This window comes from Methanohalobium sp. (assembly GCF_046546175.1).
Classification (GTDB): domain Archaea; phylum Halobacteriota; class Methanosarcinia; order Methanosarcinales; family Methanosarcinaceae; genus Methanohalobium.
In genome coordinates this window covers 1-16,985 of record NZ_JBKGYF010000035.1, presented here as the reverse complement: position 1 = coordinate 16,985, position 16,985 = coordinate 1, and the positions used below count along the sequence as shown (strand labels likewise).

Below are 16,985 nucleotides of genomic sequence, written 5' to 3'. Positions count from 1 at the left end.
TCCCGTAGTTGAAGAAATACTGTCTAATCGTATACAATGTGAAATTGTACAGGTTCTTGGACAGTTTGGTCAACCTTTTCAAGGTCTCATAGGTCTGCTTATCAGCACGGAGATGATTCTTCTGGGTCAGATACATACATTATACAATCGTTTAGCAAAATACTTATATTTTTTTGACTATTTATCATACCCCGATGCTAAAGACATCAGGGTTTTCTTTACCTTTATAAAAAATAAGTGAAAGTAACCAAATGATTCCAGTATTATTTTTATTTTAATTGCTGTTTTCTTCTTCATACACCATTGTTCCAATACCAGTGTCTGTAAACAACTCAAGCAGCAGTGAATGAGAGACACTTCCGTTTATAATATGCACCCTGTCAACTCCACTTATAACAGCTGATGCTGCGCTCCGGATTTTTGGTATCATTCCGGCAGAGATTACTCCATCTTCTATTAACTGCTCCACTTCTTCTACTTTTATCCTGGAAATACGTGTTGAAGGGTCATCTTTATCCCTTAATACTCCAGTAACATCGGTTAACAGTATCAACTTTTCTGCATTCAATGATGTTGCAATATCACTTGCCACAACATCAGCATTTATATTTAAGGTGTTGCCTTTTGTATCCATAGCGATTGGTGAAATTACTGGTATGTAACTCTTTTCAGTTAATATATGGATAAGTTCAGGATTGATAATTTCAGTATCACCCACCCATCCAAAGTCCACATCATGTTCCATCTCTTTAATTCGTACCTTTTGAGGGGGTTTTTTCCTTGCCAGTATCATTTTCCCGTCTTTACCGGACAATCCAACCCCGTTTCCACCATGCCGTCCTATTAAGGATACTATTTTAGTATTTATATTACCGACAAGAACCATCCTGGCAATTTCAAGTGTTTCATCATCGGTGATCCGAAGACCTCCGATGAATTCGGATTTTTTGCCCATCCGCTCCATCTTTTCTGTTATTTCAGGCCCTCCACCATGAACAATCACCGGATGGATACCTACAAAACGAAGAAGTACTACATCCCTGATAATATCATCCATTATACCAGGGTCAACCATGGCATGTCCACCAAGTTTAATTACCATAATGGAATCATAGAATTTCTGAATATAGGGCAAAGCCTCAATCAGTACATTTTCTCTTTTAAGATCCATATTTAAATCCAGATGAGTTTTAATTTTTAAACTTTTGCGTCAAATACACTACAATATAATCATGATTTGAGAATAAGAAAAATTATAAAAAAGGAAAAAAGATTACCCCTTTTCCTTATAAATATGATAAATATTACCCATAAAACTAGCGGGTAAATATAAGTGAACTACTTCTAAATGATTCAGAAATTAATCTTTTTTGAGTTTTTCAATTCCCTGTTTTTTCACAAATGGTTTGTTTATTTTATCCGGCATCCAGTCCGGTTTATTTTTGGGCGCATCAACTTTTTCTCTCCAACCTTTGAAAAGGTGAACTTTATTTGTTCCGCGTTCTCTGAGTCTTATTGTTTCAGGATTGGATTTAGTACCTTTACCTCTGTTTGCAACTTTTAATGCTGCCTGTCTAGGTTGTTTACCTGTAAATACACCGTGTTCTTTCCCGTTTTTATCTCTAACTACAAAGTTTCTTGTATTACTTTCTGCCATATTGTCACCTCGCTCCGTCGCCTTATGGCGCTGTTATTACTTTTGTGTATAAACTATATATATTTTTCTTTTAATGTTGGCTTTTGTTCATGATTTGTTCAACATCCAGTTCTTTAACGCGGTTAACTGTAAAAATATATTAGTATTACAACTATACAGCATTAAAAAATTTAATGCAAAAAATAAAATTATAAATAGTTTACCCCCAAATAAAACGATTTTAACCCCTGATTGACCAAATCCAGAAGACGTAAAATTTACATTTGATGCAACCCTAAGTCAACTTCAGATGCATACATTCTAAAAAATGATAGGTGAGAAAATAAACTGTTCCTATGATAATTCAGGCATATCACAAAATTGAACGCAAATACTATCGAAAACTTAATATTAGATATAACTAATTGAAACCTAATTCGAAGTTTGAACAATCTTATCTTCTATTCTGATTAATATCGTAATTTTGAGGTTAATATAATGGAACTTCCTATTGTACAATTACCGGACGTGCAGGCAGGGAAACCCAAAGTCCCTATAAATCTCACACGCGTTGGTGTAACTGATGTTAAGAAACTTGTGGAGATTAAAAGAAAAGATAAAAGACCGATTGTACTTATATCAACATTTGATATCTTTGTTGATTTACCATCCAGCCTTAAAGGAGCAAACCTTTCACGTAATTTTGAAGCAATAGACGAAGTGCTTGAAAAAGCTATCAACATGCCAGTATATGAAATCGAACAGCTGTGCAGTGATGTCGCGAAGAATCTGCTCGACCGTCATGAATATGCAAGACGTGCAGAAGTCAGAATGAAAAGTGAGTATGTCATAAAAAGACAATCACCGGCTACAAAGTTGCAGTGCCAGGAAGTGGTGGACATTTTTGCTGAAGCTACAGCTTTCAGGTCTGAATCCAATGAAATTAATGTAAAAAAACTCATAGGATCAGAGGTCGTAGGATTAACTGCATGTCCGTGCGCACAGGAAATCATGAGAGAAGAAGCTCAAAGCGAACTTGAATCACTGGGTGTGGATGAGAAAACTATTGCAAAATTTTTGCATGAAGTACCCATGGCTACACATAACCAGAGAGGACGTGGCATAATATCCATTGAAGTAGAAGGAGATGAAGATGCATCCCTTGAAGATGTTATAAAAATCATTGAGATGTCCATGAGTTCAAGTGTGTATGAACTGTTAAAACGTGCAGATGAATCAGAAATTGTAAAAAACGCTCATAAAAGACCGAAATTCGTTGAAGATTGTGTACGAACAATGGCCAAAAACGTGGTCAACAAATTCGGATATCTGCCTGATGATTCAGTAATCACTATCAAACAGATAAATGAGGAAAGTATCCATCGGCATAATGCATTTGCCGAAAGAATAGCAACACTTGGTGAATTAAAATCTGAAATCAGTCAGGGTTGAGCCAGGCGAAAGGCTTTTAGATTATAAAAAAAGATATATATCCATAGTGTTAACGGAGTGAACAATATGTGCAGTTGCGGTGAATCCTATGATATAGATACAGATGAGAACCTTCCAACAAAGGATTTTATATGTGATGACTGTGGCAATAAATTCAGAGGACTCGGTAAAAATGTAAAATGCCCATCCTGTAAATCCAGAAATGTAACAGAAAAATAAAATCCAAATTTCAGATGCATCAGACAACAAAAAACATCCCACTAAACAAAGACGAATTACTTTTTTTAAGCGGTGAAAGCGGAACAATAGCAATTGTAAAAGCAGGTGATGATGGTCAATATTTCCTCGAAACACAGGACGAGGAAATTGTGCTTGGTCTTGAACCACATGACCTGATAGTTGCATCTGCATTTTCCACCGGGGATGTTATTAAAAAAGGTCTTAAAAGTATATTGTATACAATTCGGGAATTGAAATCTCCATTAGTGATACTTCCCAAAAACCATCCAGCTTCACCAAGGATGAAAGTTGCTGTATCTGCAGGCAATAAGACCATTATAAGTTGTAATATAAAACCTGGTACCCATCCAGAACAAGACATTCTCTGCGGCTCCAATGAATTTAACAACATTGAAGTCAGTGGTACACATAATGGTGTTAAACTTTCAAATTTAACACAATGTAAATGTAACATATTAAAAGTAACATTTGATATCAATATTGAATGATTGTTAATTACAACTTATCAAAATGAGGTAAAAGTGTGGCAGAAACAGAAAATAAAACAACAATAAAAGTGACCGATATTAATGGTTCTCCAATTGAAATCGGTACAAATGTTGGATACATAAATACCGGTACAGTTGGTAAAGTGACTGATATAAAGGAAGATGAAGATGGTTTATGGGTGCTTATTGATAAAAAAGAATTGTATTACAAGCCTGAATTATTGGAGATAACTGAAACCATATCCAGAAGAATCAAGGAAAAACCCACTGCAAAAAGCAGACCAGGGGAAGAAGAAACTGAGGCTCCTGAAGATATATCCCATATTACAGGTGGAGGATAACCATCAGGCAAATCAGTTATATATAACCACTTTTTTCAAGAAGGGTCAGCGATCGAATCCATTCCCCTTTTGGCTCACGTGATGTACCAACAACCAGCCGTTTAATATCACCCAGGTCCTCGACAACACCCTGAGCTTCCATAATTTCACCTTCAAGCACCTGTCCTGCGTAGGTATGAGTGTATGAGAGAACATGGTCTATTGTTTCATGGTCTATATCATAAACTGCAGGATTATCAAACGCAAATTCTGAATTGGTTACAGTTGCCTGTATCTTCATTCTTCCTGTATCTACGCCCCTTTGAATAGATTGTTTTATCTGATTCCAGTCACGCACAAAAAGAAGGTCAAAATATATCCCATAAACCATCCCCCTGTTGCCTTTTCTCTCTTCATGAAGCCTGAATTCGTCAAAGGATATGTCAGGCACACGTTTATTGTAGATTTTTTCCCACATTTCATCACTTATATCCTCAATAGAACCACTACCTGATTTAGCCCCTGAAATAACATCACGGGCATCAAACCATTTGCGCCCATAAACAATAAAATCAATATCTGACTCATCCTTCTGGAGACCGGGTAACAACGATCCTGTAACTCCCATTTTGTCGCGCGGAATCCCTGCACCATCCAGTGTTTTGACAATTGCTGCAACATTTCTATTTGTCTTCGAAAGCTCAAGAATACGCTCATTTGGGTAAAGAACCTGTTTTACTTGGTTTTCAGGTACAACATGCACATCTTCAACCCATGTAGGTCGGTTTTTACGCATTAATTCAAAAGCATCATTAAAATCGTATTTTTTGTAACATACACCGTTCAATTCGCGGTCACCATTTTCATCAGGAACATATCTAAGGATTGAGCGTATACCATGAGGATGAAAATAGTCCACTACTGCAAAAATCCAGTCATCTTTTGTTATAATAAAATCTCTAAGACGTGTTTTTATCATTGTACCAAACCTGTAAACCGGTTTCATCATTGATATTTATTTTCACTATTTTTGGCTTAAATATCCAATGGAATAAAAATTTATTTTTATACACTTGATACATTAGAAAAATTCCTTAATACATATTATACCAACAAGTAGAAAACACCAAAGGAAGGTAACACAGTGTTTGGAAAAGTAGGGGACGAGCGGGTTGGGGAGTGGGGGTTTGTTGTAGGGGGAGTGTGGGTAAAAAAGTAGTCTTTAACCCGCTCGTATCTAAACTACCCATACTGATTTATGTTATAAATAAGTATCCCTCGGACAGTCTCATCTTCGATAAAATTTACGAAGTCAAGATACAGTTAATGAAGAAATGTAAAAATTATAATTAATAAATTCTGATGCTAAGCATTAAAAAATAGAAAAATGAATGGTTAAAACCATCCAATTTAAAATATTCCAGCACCTATAAAGAGGGCTGAAAACAGGATGGAAACCATGTTTACAACCTTGATCAAAGCATTGAGTGCCGGACCTGCGGTATCTTTGAAGGGGTCACCAACAGTATCTCCCACTATAGCTGCTTTATGTGCATCAGACCCTTTACCACCATGTTCTCCATCTTCAATCAGTTTTTTGGCATTGTCCCATGCACCTCCACCGTTGTCCATGGTCAATGCAAGAAGAAGTCCAGACACGATAATACCGAGCAAAAGACCTCCTAGAGCTTGCGGTCCAAGTACAAGACCTACAACAAGTGGTACAACTATAGCCATTGCACCCGGTATAGCCATTTCACGGATAGCAGCTCTTGTTGCAATATCCACACATTCACTGTAACCGGGTTTTGCAGTACCTTCAAGGATTCCAGGGATTTCCCTGAACTGACGGCGGACTTCATTCACAACTTCAAAAGCTGCTTTTCCAACCGCTCTCATGGTAACTGCACTGAAAATAAACGGTAGAAGTCCACCGATTAAAAGCCCGACAAGAACTACCGGATTGTCAAGGCTTAAACTGCCAACATCAAGGTTGACCTTGTGCCTGTAATCAGCAAACAATGCCAGTGCACCAAGAGCAGCTGAACCTATTGCATAGCCTTTTGTGACCGCTTTTGTGGTGTTTCCAACAGCATCAAGTGCATCAGTAACGTTGCGTACATCTTCCGGCAAATCAGCCATTTCTGCAATACCACCGGCGTTATCTGTGACCGGTCCAAACGAATCCATGGTAACAATCATACCTGTTGTAGAAAGCATGGCAGATGCTGCTATTGCAATACCGTACAACCCTATCGCAGGTGCCGCAGCACCACCAACTACAAAGTATGCTGCCAAGATTCCTATTACAATTATCACAACAGGAAGCGCTGTACTTTCAAGACCTATCGCAAGACCAGATATTACATTTGTCCCTGCACCAGTCTCCGATGACCTGGCTATTGTTTTTACAGGTCTAAAACTTGTAGAGGTGTAGTATTCGGTTAATATAACCATAAGCACCATTATGGCAATACCAACAAGAGCTGCGTAAAAGAATAATATATTACCCATAAGGAAATCGGTAACAAAGTAGAAAGCCACAAGAGATAAGACCGCTGAAAGTGCCACGCCTTTGTATAGAGCTTTCATAATTTTTCCGTCATCACCAACCTTTACAAAGAAAATCGATATTATTGATGCAAAGATTGCTACTGCTCCAAGTACGAGTGGATAAAGTATTGCATTTGGATATGTTTCTAAAATTATTGAACCAAGCAGCATTGCTGCAAGTACTGTTACCACATAGGTTTCAAAAAGGTCTGCACCCATACCAGCACAGTCACCAACATTATCACCAACGTTATCAGCAATCACAGCCGCGTTACGTGGATCATCTTCAGGTATCCCTGCCTCGATTTTGCCTACAAGGTCTCCACCGACATCAGCAGCTTTTGTATATATACCTCCACCAACTCTAGCAAATAAACTGATAAGGCTGGCCCCAAATCCAAAACCAATTACAAGGTCTACATCACCATAAATAATGTAAAAACCACTTACACCAAGCAGTGCAAGTCCTACTACTGCCAGACCTGTGACAGCACCACCACGGAATGCTATTGCCATTGCTTTTTTCAATCCCTGGGTAGCTGCGTTAGTAGTCCTGACATTTGCTCTAACAGACACATTCATTCCAAGATACCCAGCAGCAGCAGAACTTACCGCACCTGCAATAAATCCAATTGCGATTTTACCACTATCATCACCAAGTAAAGCATATATTAACAATGCAAGTACAATTGCTACTCCTGTAATTGTTTTATACTGACGATTTAAGTACGCCATTGCACCCTCTTGAATAGCTCCTGCTATCTGCTGCATATTTTCAGTCCCTGGACTGTGTTGCATAATACTTCGTGCAAAAAATGCAGCAAATATTAAACTTACAAGACCTGCAAAAGGGGCTATATATATCAAGTTATCCATATTGAAACTCATCTCCTTTTGTTTGTTTAGATATTAGAACATGAAATTATCAGATTAGACATACAGTAAATACAGCCTATTACATAAAAGCTACAATATATTTCCAATTATTATAACCAAACTCAACGTATATAGAGCAGGACACATATCATACATACAATATGAATGTATCGATGAAAGTCTATGTACCCGTATTATAACTGAGAGATTTCAAATGCCACTTCATCCGGTATACTCATATCAAATTCATAAATATTGTACTTCGATTTTCTGGCAATCTCTATTGCATTTTTCTGGTCTGAAGATAATTCATTTTTATCACTGATAATACAGAAAAATTTTTCATCTCTATCTTTTACCATAAAATCGAAATGTTGTGCATATGAGTTTAAAAAACCCATCAATTCTTTTAGTTCGTTCCATTTTTCACACATATGTATATTCTTGGTTGCTGAATTCGCAACATACCAGTCCCTGCTCATATATGGATAGGCGTTGTACTGTTCATTCAATTCATCATATGCCTTATAAATCTTATTAATTTCAGATTTTAAATTAATCCATTTCCAGTTCTGATTTGTAAAATAGCGTGCTGCAACAATCTTCATTATTGCTTCTTTATCTGTTTGTTCAAGTTTCACACAATCACCTATATCAAAATTCATCATCCTGTGCATAACTTCTGTTAAACTCAAGAGCCAGTTCTGCTTTTTTCAATTCCCGTCCCAGATAACCTGCATGTTCAAGTGTTGACACAAGTTCCATATCAAGAATTGTATCAAGGATTTCTCTTGCAGTTTTTCCAACTATACAGGTTTGCTCGTGTTCTGCAACAATACATCTTTCAGAATCATTTAAATTTGTTGCAATTTTTATCCTGAAACATCCAGCTGGGTCAAGCTGCCAAGATTCTGATTCTTTTGTCTGTATAATATTATATGGAATACTGGCATCTGGACGTCTGCGTTTTTCCTTTAGGATAAGCAAATCCAAGCCAAGGTCTTTTGGAGGGGTTTTTCTCTCAGAAGCAAGCAACATCATGCATGATGAGGTTCTTAACTCATTTATAGACTCCTGTGTTTTATCACTAAGTTCTGGTGTAAACAGTATACTTGCTCCCAAGTCGTTTGCAATTCCTGTGAGAGCTGCATTAACACCCACTGAATCCGCATCTATAAGTTCAGTTACATTTCCTGCGCCAAAAAACAGCGGCAAATCAGGAAACTTTTCGCGGACCTTTTTATATCGGATTATCGATTCATCAATACCGTAACCTATCGAATCAAGAACCGGATCTGCAATAATTCGGGTTATCCCTGAATCCTGTGCAGATTTAATATTTTCTACCAGACTTTCATATTTTTTATCGTCACTGATACCCACATCAGGAATTACAACTGCCGCAGTTCCATTTTCAGCTACTTCACAGCCCACTTCATCGATATTACTGCTGTCCAGGCTCAAAACTATATCCACTCCGGAATGAAGTGCATTACTTATTAGTTCCGGATCAAGGGTATCGATGCTTACTGGAACAGATGAAAAATCCTGTGCGATTTTTACTGCCTCTGTTACTTCCCCAGGTGATGTATCCAGAGATACCCCAAGGTCTATTATATCTGCTCCTTTATCTATGAAAGTATTTATTTTATTTACAAGCGCAAACTTATCCATCCCGGTCGCATTTACAATCTCACCCATTACTTTCATACGTGAATTGCCACCTATTTTAAGGCAGCCAATGTTAAACACGGGGGATGACACTTCCTCGATACCCTTTATCAGTTCCATTGCCTTTTTGCGCCGTACATCCGACAGCAATTCACAGGCAGGTTTTACACTGGAAAATTCAAAGTTTTCTGCAAAGGGAATAATAAAATCCAGGTCATAGGCATGTTTAGGTCCAAGATATACCCTACAATCCATTTCTTTTTCAATTTTTGTAAAATCTCCGGATACGATACCCGGAACAAAAACAATGTCATATCTACTTTCCATTTGCTCCTTTTTCATAGCCTGTAGTAATTTATTGGGTGTAATGAAAGCAGCTATATCAGTATCCAAAACCAGAACATCTGCTTTAGACTTTACCGCATTTTTGACGGTTTGTTCTGAAAGATGTCCTGTAGCTACCAAGATGTTCATATGTTTTTATGGGCTGGTTTCATATTAAAAACTTTAGAAAATAGAACAGATATCCAATTTCAAATCTGATTTGAAACTGGATATTTTAAATTTGGCGTATACACATCAATTAATTATATCTATGATGGAACCGCCGTTATTTTTGTTTGCCCTGGACGCGGTACTATTTGGTTTACTGCTGCTACCAGCAGACACCTTGCTAGGTTCCCTTTTTTCCACGATATTCGGGTCGTATTCATTGGGTCCTAGTATTTGTGAAGATTGGACTCCTGTCATTATAGCCATAACACGGACTTTTCCTTCGAAATCATCCCGTATCCGCGCACCCCAGATAACATTGGCATTGGATGAGAGTTCATATGTTAGTGAACCAGCTATTTCTTCTGCTTCTTTTAAGCTCAGGTCCGGTCCACCAGTTATGTGTACAAGGCTTCCTGTTGCACCTCTGTAATCCACATCCAGCAATGGGTGATTTAATGCGGAACGTACTACATCGTCACTCTTATTCTGGTTTTTGCTATCCGCAAACAGCATTACTGCAACTCCACCGCAGCCCATAATGGACCTGATGTCTGCATAATCTAGGTTGATAAGGGACGGCTGAGTGATTGTTTCTGTAATCCCTTTTACAGTTTCAGATATCAACTGGTCCATTACTGAAAAAGCCTGGTCAATAGGCAGGTTTGGGACATATTCCAGTAATCTATTGTTATCAAGAACAATAACTGTATCACCGGCTCGACGAAGTTCTTCAAGCCCCTCTTCCGATTTTACTGTACGTGCCCTCTCAACTCTGAATGGACTGGATACCATTCCTACTACTATAGCACCCTGTTCCTTTGCGATATCTGCTACAACAGGTGCAACACCGGTACCGGTACCTCCACCCATTCCGGCAGTTACAAATACAAGGTCAGAATCTTTAAAAACTTCTTCGAGTGTACCACGGGCAAGTTCTGCAGCTTTTTTCCCCATTTCAGGGTATCCACCTGCACCAAGCCCTCGAGTCAGGGTTTTACCAACCAGTATTTTCTTGTCTGCATGAATATTATCAAGATGCTGTTTATCTGTGTTTATTGCTACTGTTTCTGCACCTTCAATACCGATATTATACAACCGGTTAACAGTATTGTTACCAGCACCACCACATCCTACAATAGTGATTCTGGGCATCCCGAATTCTTCAAAATCTTCATCCGATTCTAATGTTTCACGTTCTGATGTTTCTCTTTCTTTTTGCTTTAAAGCTTCCTGTACCAAAGATTGCAAATTCATCCCCTCTCTTAGATTATGAAGCCCTTTCGTTTTGATTACTACTAGCTATTATTCTTCCATGCCTCAATCATCATTATCATGATTTATGAACAAATCATGAGTCATTCATATAGACCGGACAAGTATACAGTTTTTTTTACATATTATATTATTTTATCGCTTTTATTCAGGCAAAGCCATTATTTATAAATGTATTTTGTTCGATTTATATACGACTATTGCCTGATGGATTATCAGTCAGCCACTAGAAGCCGTTGGCTTTCAAGTACCCCTGTTGCCCCACTTTCGTAATATTGAATTCTTATGTCATATATTTAATGAGGAAATAAAACTTTTTACCGGAGAAAATTTTAATAAAAGAGAAAAAAGAAGTAAAAACATTAATATAACAAAAATTATAAAGATTACATATCCAAAATATTTTTACAGTTATGAATTGACAACAATCCATTGATATTAATCAAAATCATATATATTGAGGACATAATCTCTTTTTCATGAAGATTAAAGGGATAGAAAGTGATGCGCTCAATTTCATATTAAAAGTAAGTGAATCAACCGCACCTCTGGAGTTTGCTGGACTCCTACATGCTGATAATGGAGTTATTACAGAGGTCATAGTTCTGCCGGGTACAGAATCAAGCAGTTGCAGTGCTATCATGAGACTGTTTATGATGCCAAATATCAAATCAGTTGGTTCTGTACACAGCCACCCATCACCGAATATTAAGCCGTCAAAAGCGGACCTCCAGATGTTTTCAAAAACCGGGTCACATCATATCATAGTAGGAAAACCCTTTGATGAAAAAAGCTGGAAGTGTTATGACAGAAACGGATACGTACAAGACCTTCCTGTTATAGATTCGGAAATAAATAATGATGAAATAGTATAAAACTGTTTAAATAAGTTCTCTTGGCTGTTTTTCTTCAGGAAGGTCAGGTAACTCGGTTGTGTTGACAAGTATTGGTTTTTCCACTTCTTTGGCACGCTCAAGCATAATTTCCTTGCCCCTTTGTGTGATTCCAAAAAGCGGTACTGCGGTTCCAACCTGTATTAATGGCCGAATAACATCACGTATGTTTTTTGAGGCACACCCTGTTACTATGTCCAGATAATTGATGAGCTCAAGCGCCTTTTCCCTTTCAATTCCGGTTACATGTACTCCTACAATTGTCAATTCCAGACCATGTTCTGATTCTATCTCCCGGAGTTTTTTCGCTTCATCTGCACCTGTAATTGTTACTGCAATTTTCTTATAACCAAGTTCATATGCCTTTTTAACTCCCTCTATCGGATCTATTTTTGCAGTAGACGGGTCAAGAACAACCCCATCACTTGCCTGTATCCTTTTGATTAAACCTTCAATAGGTTCGGTTTCTACTAATCCAGAAATTCTTGCACCCATTCCCTGTACGAGTTTGGGGTTACTGGTTATTACAGTGCCTGCACCATCACATACCGTGACCGTGGTATCCAGCATACCTCTTCTAAGCCCGGTCATCATTATCTCAGAGGCACCAAAACCTACAAACACTTCCATTTCAAGCTGGCGTTTATCAGTGAACATACCAAAATCTTCAATCCTGAATTCCATGTTTTTCCTGACATCTTCAGGAGTGATTTTCTTGATACCCCGCATTTTATCAAATATAGGACACCAGTTTATTACTGGATTACTGACATCTACAACTTTACCATCTTTTACTGTGACCTTGGTTTTACCTACCATTTCCATTTTATGTGGCATATTATCCCCACGCTGATTACATCAATTTAACACTCAAAGTGCATTACGCCTGTCTATTATCCTCTGGGATTTACCAGAAGTTCTGGGTATAGAACCCTTCTCTACAAGTTCTACATTTGTTCTTATATTTAAAATAGATTTTAGTTCATTCTCAACATGTTTTCTGACAGCAGAGAGGTCCTGAAGTTCTCCTGTGAATGCATCATCTTCCAGTTCCACCCGAACGGTAATCTCATCCAGCATATTGCGGCTTCTATCCAGAACTACCTGGAACTGGTCAGTAATTTCAGATATATCCGCTATAACATTTTCAATCTGGGATGGGAATACATTAATACCCCTGACAATTAACATATCATCAGCTCTACCGAGAACCCTGGAAATACGAGGTGTTGTTCTGCCGCAGCTACATTCACTTTCCAGAAAGCGGGTGATATCACCGGTTCGATATCTTATAAGTGGTAAGGCTTCCTTTGTAAGAGATGTCAATACAAGTTCACCTTTTTCCCCTTCAGATACCTGTTCTCCTTTTTCATCCAGAACTTCAACAAGGAAATGGTCGCTCCAGACATGAAGACCGTCCTGTTCTTCACATTCAAATGCTACACCAGGTCCCATCATTTCAGAGAGACCATAGGAATCATATGCACTGATATTAAGTGCATTCTCCAGCTGTTTACGGGTATTCGATGACCAGGGTTCACCACCGAAACATCCGATTTTCAGTGACAGTTTTTCGAGCATTCCCATCTGTTCAGCAGTTTCTGCAAGATAAAGTGCATAGGACGGAGTGCAATGGATAGCAGTAACTCCGTAATCAATCATCATTTCCAACTGTCTGGCAGTGTTACCTGTTCCGCTGGGAACTGTCATGGCTCCAAGCTTTTCAACCCCGTAATGATATCCCAGTCCACCGGTAAAAAGACCATAATTTACTGAATTTTGAAAAACATCATCACTCCTGACACCGACCATTACCAGATTCCTTGCCATTATATCGGACCATGTATCTATATCATTGGAAGTGTAACCAACTACTGTAGGTTTGCCTCCTGTACCAGATGATGCATGTATACGCACAACATCTTTCCTGGGGACTGCGAAAAGTCCGAATGGGTAGGTCTCCCGCAGGTCTTTCTTTATCGTCATTGGCAGTTTCTTTACCGAATCCAGTGATTCTACAGAATCATAACCTATACCAAGCTGGTCAAACCTGTCTTTATAAAACGCGACATTATTATAAACCTGTGAAACTGTCCTTTTTAACCTTTTTAACTGCAGGTCTCTGAGTTCGTCTGGTGCCATTGTTTCATATTTTGGCTGCCAGTATTTCATCAATAAAAATCTCCATGAATCTTTTTTGTTCTTTGAGTGATGGAATTCAACGTTTAAATGGTTTGCTATTGCATGACAGTCAGTTACGTTAGAATTTTTGCAGTTTTTATGTTGGTATTTTTGATTTTTATCAACATAATCCTTAGATACATGTTCACAAATTTTTATATATATAATGGAAAATATAAAAAAACGGATATTTTTAGGATTTATTTTTGTAGTTCTAATATTTACAGGATTTATCATACCTGTGTCTGCAGACTGGAATGAAACCAATAAAGAGGTAGACAGTTTTTATAAATTGGTTCCTGATGATAGTGTGGTTCATGTCTTTAAAGAAATACAATTCACAAATTATGATACAGATACTAAATACTGGAAGGGGTACTATGAACACATGCATCACGAAATCCCAGAAAATGCCAGAAATATTGACATGTGGGACAGAGGAAACAAAAAAATTACAATTCAAAAAGAACATGGGGATGAGTATTATATTTCCAGGTTAAATCGAAATCTATGGTATGGTGACAGTTGTAGTATATATCTGGAATATGATATACCGGTTAATGAAAATACCGCCGTTTTTAAGTTGAATGAAAATGCTGACCTCATTAATGCGACTGTTATGGTACCTGATAGTTACAACGTATACATAGACAACCCCGATTATACCACGAAACATTCCAGCAATCTAAATATGTACAAATTTAACAGGATTAAAGACCAGTTGAGATGCAAGATTGATGCTGTCAATCGTACTGAGTACAATGTATTGAATAAAACAGTACAACTTAGTGACGAAAAGGTTGGTTTCAAAATAAAATATTGGGACGGAGAAGATGACTGGGCTAATACCACTTTAGATACCGCACTAAAGACGCTTCCAGTAATGGAAAAATTATGGGGAATACCATATCCAAAAGACTACAATATTACCATTACCCAAGCCACTAAAAACGATACGTCCGGATATAGCGGTATAAACAATGGTAAACATGGAATATTAATGCTACATACATCAAACGAGGATATACTCATCCATGAACTGGCTCATTACTGGACTCAGAACTGTAATTTCAAACATAGATGGATGGATGAGGGATATGCTGACTTATATACATATCTTGTTTTAAACCGTATCAATCCCCATGATGCTCATGAGAGAAAAGAAGATTTTATAAAACAGTACAACACCATGAAACAATCCAATGACCTGGTTTTATCCACATGGTCAGTCCCAGATTCGATTGGTTCAAAAAACTTTGACCAGGTAGATTACGGATACAAAAAGTCATTTGTTCTGGTCTATAATATATACAACAAAATCGGATTGGAGTCAATAAAAGAAGCAAATCAGCAATTCCTGAAATTAAACAGTAGTATCGGAAACAATGAGTATAAACATATCATACAATCTGTTTCGCATACAAATCTAAAAAATGAATGGAAACTGCTTCATTCAGATATCTAAAAGGTTTAATCAAATAAAAATAATGAAAAGGTAATTGTTATTTTAATTCTAGCCCTCTGGCAATTTCCTGATAGTACCTCCCTTTATCAGTTGTCATGAAAATGTTGTCCTGCTGTTTTATCAGATCTTTCTGTTTTAACATATCCAGATATTTATTGGTTATGTTAGAATTCAGGTTTGCTCCATACACAATTTCAGTTTTTTTTGCTCCATTAGCTGCAATACTTAAAATATCCAGTGTAATGTCTATTCTACTCCTTCTGATGTTAACTACCCCCATATAAGCTAAGCTTTCATAGTATCTGATATCCTATTTAGTACTGGTTAGCAGAAACAATTTTTCTGATTATTGTTCCTTATCCCCCTTACATATCTAAGTTATTATTATATATAAAGATTTTTAATTATTATATTTTTAAAAGTGATTATGTATTAATCACAAGAACGCTACCACGAGATACGTCGCAAGGATGCTTACTGCTTCAGCAGTGGGAGGAATTGCGACCATCGGTTTTTATATTTGGATTTAAATTAAGTCTGTCAAATTGATAGGGTATCCATCGAAACTCTGTATGAGTTTCAGATGTTTGTGGTTTGTACCCTGTGCAATCCTCTTAGCACCGATTTTGATGTTGAAACTACCACTACCTCTACATGCGACTGCACCTTTCCAGATACCTTTGTATTTTCCTTTTGGAACAACTGATTTTATGATATCTCCTGACTGGAAACCGAATATGTATTTGATTCTTGGTGCAGGTTTTCTCGGGAAACCGTCTCTGTCAAGTTTGCATCTTTTATAGCTGCCTCTACCTTTGGCATGGATTTGCAGGATACTATTAGTTTTAAATTCCAGATCATCTAGAGTGGATTTCCCTACACAACACGCATCGAGATGATGGTCTTTCGGCAGGTTTAATTTTATCCTGTTCATTTTTGTTAAAGCACCTGTTCCACATTCTACAGATAGTCCTGTATCTTTCAGTAATCGAGGACTTTCCATCTTGTAGAGTTAACAACCGCTGTATCTTTCAGAGGTTTTCTGGCTTTATCATGCACTTCAGGATGACCGAATTCTTCAGCTGTCATGTTACATTTGTTCTGGTTGCAGTCATGACAGGCAATGGCCATATTGCTGACTCTGTCAGATCCGCCTCGACTTCTCGGTACGATGTTTTCTATCTCCAGTTGTACATCCTGTCCACAGCAATAGACAAAGGTTTTCTGGAACTTTTCCAGTAGATATTCTCTTACTTCATAACCCTGCAGAGTTCCTTGCTGGTATTCGACACCTTCAATTTCAGGGGTTTTCATCAGCTGTGTGTCGAACTTGATATTTTCATAAGATATTGAGCTTATAGGAATCAATTTCATCAATTTTCTAACCCATGATTGGATGTTGTCCACTCTACTCTGCAGAGACGGTGGAATCCATCCTTCAGA

General features: G+C 37.7%; 19 protein-coding genes. 6 read left to right on the top strand and 13 right to left on the bottom strand.

What is annotated here, in order from left to right:
- From ACLFMM_RS05455 to ACLFMM_RS05445, 3 genes are all read right to left on the bottom strand, one after another.
- Window positions 1-136: DUF919 family protein (locus ACLFMM_RS05455; RefSeq protein ID WP_410807703.1), on the bottom strand; the 136-nt coding region annotated here is incomplete at its 3' end.
- Window positions 137-274: 138 nt separating this feature from the next.
- The gene (argB, locus tag ACLFMM_RS05450; RefSeq protein ID WP_410807702.1) at window positions 275-1,171 is read right to left on the bottom strand and encodes an acetylglutamate kinase; all 897 of its coding nucleotides are present in this window, start codon (window positions 1,169-1,171) and stop codon (window positions 275-277) included.
- 189 nt (window positions 1,172-1,360) lie between these two features.
- Window positions 1,361-1,657, bottom strand: coding sequence for a non-histone chromosomal MC1 family protein (locus ACLFMM_RS05445; RefSeq protein WP_410807701.1), 297 nt, complete (start codon window positions 1,655-1,657; stop codon window positions 1,361-1,363).
- 477 nt (window positions 1,658-2,134) lie between these two features.
- Here ACLFMM_RS05445 and mptA point away from each other — a divergent pair, with 477 nt between their 5' ends.
- The 4 genes from mptA to ACLFMM_RS05425 are packed head-to-tail and all read left to right on the top strand — an operon-like array spanning window position 2,135 to window position 4,157.
- Window positions 2,135-3,088, top strand: a complete 954-nt coding sequence (gene mptA, locus ACLFMM_RS05440) for a GTP cyclohydrolase MptA (RefSeq protein ID WP_410807700.1) — start codon at window positions 2,135-2,137, stop codon at window positions 3,086-3,088.
- A 57-nt stretch (window positions 3,089-3,145) separates the two neighbouring features.
- Window positions 3,146-3,307 carry a hypothetical protein gene (locus tag ACLFMM_RS05435; protein WP_410807704.1) on the top strand — a complete coding sequence of 54 codons (162 nt, stop codon included), beginning with the start codon at window positions 3,146-3,148 and terminating at the stop codon, window positions 3,305-3,307.
- A gap of 14 nt (window positions 3,308-3,321) precedes the next feature.
- Complete coding sequence (locus ACLFMM_RS05430; RefSeq protein ID WP_410807699.1) at window positions 3,322-3,816, top strand: hypothetical protein; 495 nt, start codon at window positions 3,322-3,324, stop codon at window positions 3,814-3,816.
- Between the two features lie 35 nt (window positions 3,817-3,851).
- The gene (locus tag ACLFMM_RS05425) at window positions 3,852-4,157 is read left to right on the top strand and encodes a DUF2098 domain-containing protein (protein ID WP_410807698.1); all 306 of its coding nucleotides are present in this window, start codon (window positions 3,852-3,854) and stop codon (window positions 4,155-4,157) included.
- Window positions 4,158-4,173: 16 nt separating this feature from the next.
- Here the strand turns inward: ACLFMM_RS05425 and ACLFMM_RS05420 are convergent, their stop codons facing one another.
- The 5 genes from ACLFMM_RS05420 to ftsZ all read right to left on the bottom strand — a co-directional run bounded on the left by ACLFMM_RS05420 (window position 4,174) and on the right by ftsZ (window position 10,979).
- Window positions 4,174-5,115, bottom strand: a complete 942-nt coding sequence (locus ACLFMM_RS05420) for a nucleotidyltransferase domain-containing protein (protein WP_410807697.1) — start codon at window positions 5,113-5,115, stop codon at window positions 4,174-4,176.
- Between the two features lie 431 nt (window positions 5,116-5,546).
- A complete protein-coding gene (locus tag ACLFMM_RS05415; RefSeq protein WP_410807696.1) occupies window positions 5,547-7,565 on the bottom strand; it encodes a sodium-translocating pyrophosphatase in 2,019 nt (672 codons plus the stop codon).
- A 194-nt stretch (window positions 7,566-7,759) separates the two neighbouring features.
- On the bottom strand, window positions 7,760-8,206 hold the full coding sequence (locus ACLFMM_RS05410) for a hypothetical protein (protein ID WP_410807695.1): 447 nt from the start codon (window positions 8,204-8,206) through the stop codon (window positions 7,760-7,762).
- 13 nt (window positions 8,207-8,219) lie between these two features.
- Complete coding sequence (locus ACLFMM_RS05405) at window positions 8,220-9,710, bottom strand: dihydropteroate synthase-like protein (protein ID WP_410807694.1); 1,491 nt, start codon at window positions 9,708-9,710, stop codon at window positions 8,220-8,222.
- 105 nt (window positions 9,711-9,815) lie between these two features.
- On the bottom strand, window positions 9,816-10,979 hold the full coding sequence (gene ftsZ, locus ACLFMM_RS05400) for a cell division protein FtsZ (RefSeq protein WP_410807693.1): 1,164 nt from the start codon (window positions 10,977-10,979) through the stop codon (window positions 9,816-9,818).
- 503 nt (window positions 10,980-11,482) lie between these two features.
- Here ftsZ and ACLFMM_RS05395 point away from each other — a divergent pair.
- The gene (locus ACLFMM_RS05395; protein WP_410807692.1) at window positions 11,483-11,878 is read left to right on the top strand and encodes a Mov34/MPN/PAD-1 family protein; all 396 of its coding nucleotides are present in this window, start codon (window positions 11,483-11,485) and stop codon (window positions 11,876-11,878) included.
- Between the two features lie 6 nt (window positions 11,879-11,884).
- On the opposite strand, the gene ACLFMM_RS05390 is transcribed toward ACLFMM_RS05395, so the two are convergent.
- Together ACLFMM_RS05390 and ACLFMM_RS05385 are read right to left on the bottom strand one after the other, a co-directional pair.
- Window positions 11,885-12,733 carry a methanogenesis marker 8 protein gene (locus ACLFMM_RS05390; RefSeq protein WP_410807691.1) on the bottom strand — a complete coding sequence of 283 codons (849 nt, stop codon included), beginning with the start codon at window positions 12,731-12,733 and terminating at the stop codon, window positions 11,885-11,887.
- A 33-nt stretch (window positions 12,734-12,766) separates the two neighbouring features.
- Window positions 12,767-14,068, bottom strand: a complete 1,302-nt coding sequence (locus tag ACLFMM_RS05385) for a phenylacetate--CoA ligase family protein (protein ID WP_410807690.1) — start codon at window positions 14,066-14,068, stop codon at window positions 12,767-12,769.
- A gap of 175 nt (window positions 14,069-14,243) precedes the next feature.
- Between ACLFMM_RS05385 and ACLFMM_RS05380 the strand changes: the two genes are divergently transcribed.
- Entirely contained in the window at window positions 14,244-15,542 is a 1,299-nt protein-coding gene (locus ACLFMM_RS05380) for a M1 family aminopeptidase (protein ID WP_410807689.1), read from the top strand.
- Window positions 15,543-15,579: 37 nt separating this feature from the next.
- On the opposite strand, the gene ACLFMM_RS05375 is transcribed toward ACLFMM_RS05380, so the two are convergent.
- From ACLFMM_RS05375 to iscB, 3 genes are all read right to left on the bottom strand, one after another.
- Window positions 15,580-15,822 (bottom strand): winged helix-turn-helix domain-containing protein, encoded by a 243-nt coding sequence (locus tag ACLFMM_RS05375; RefSeq protein ID WP_410807688.1) that lies wholly within the window; start codon window positions 15,820-15,822, stop codon window positions 15,580-15,582.
- Window positions 15,823-16,068: 246 nt separating this feature from the next.
- Window positions 16,069-16,545: a hypothetical protein gene (locus ACLFMM_RS05370; RefSeq protein ID WP_410807687.1), complete on the bottom strand. Its 477-nt coding sequence runs from the start codon at window positions 16,543-16,545 to the stop codon at window positions 16,069-16,071.
- Window positions 16,524-16,985 (bottom strand): RNA-guided endonuclease IscB (gene iscB, locus ACLFMM_RS05365; RefSeq protein ID WP_410807686.1); only part of this gene is annotated, 462 nt, incomplete at its 5' end. The genes iscB and ACLFMM_RS05370, both read right to left, overlap by 22 nt.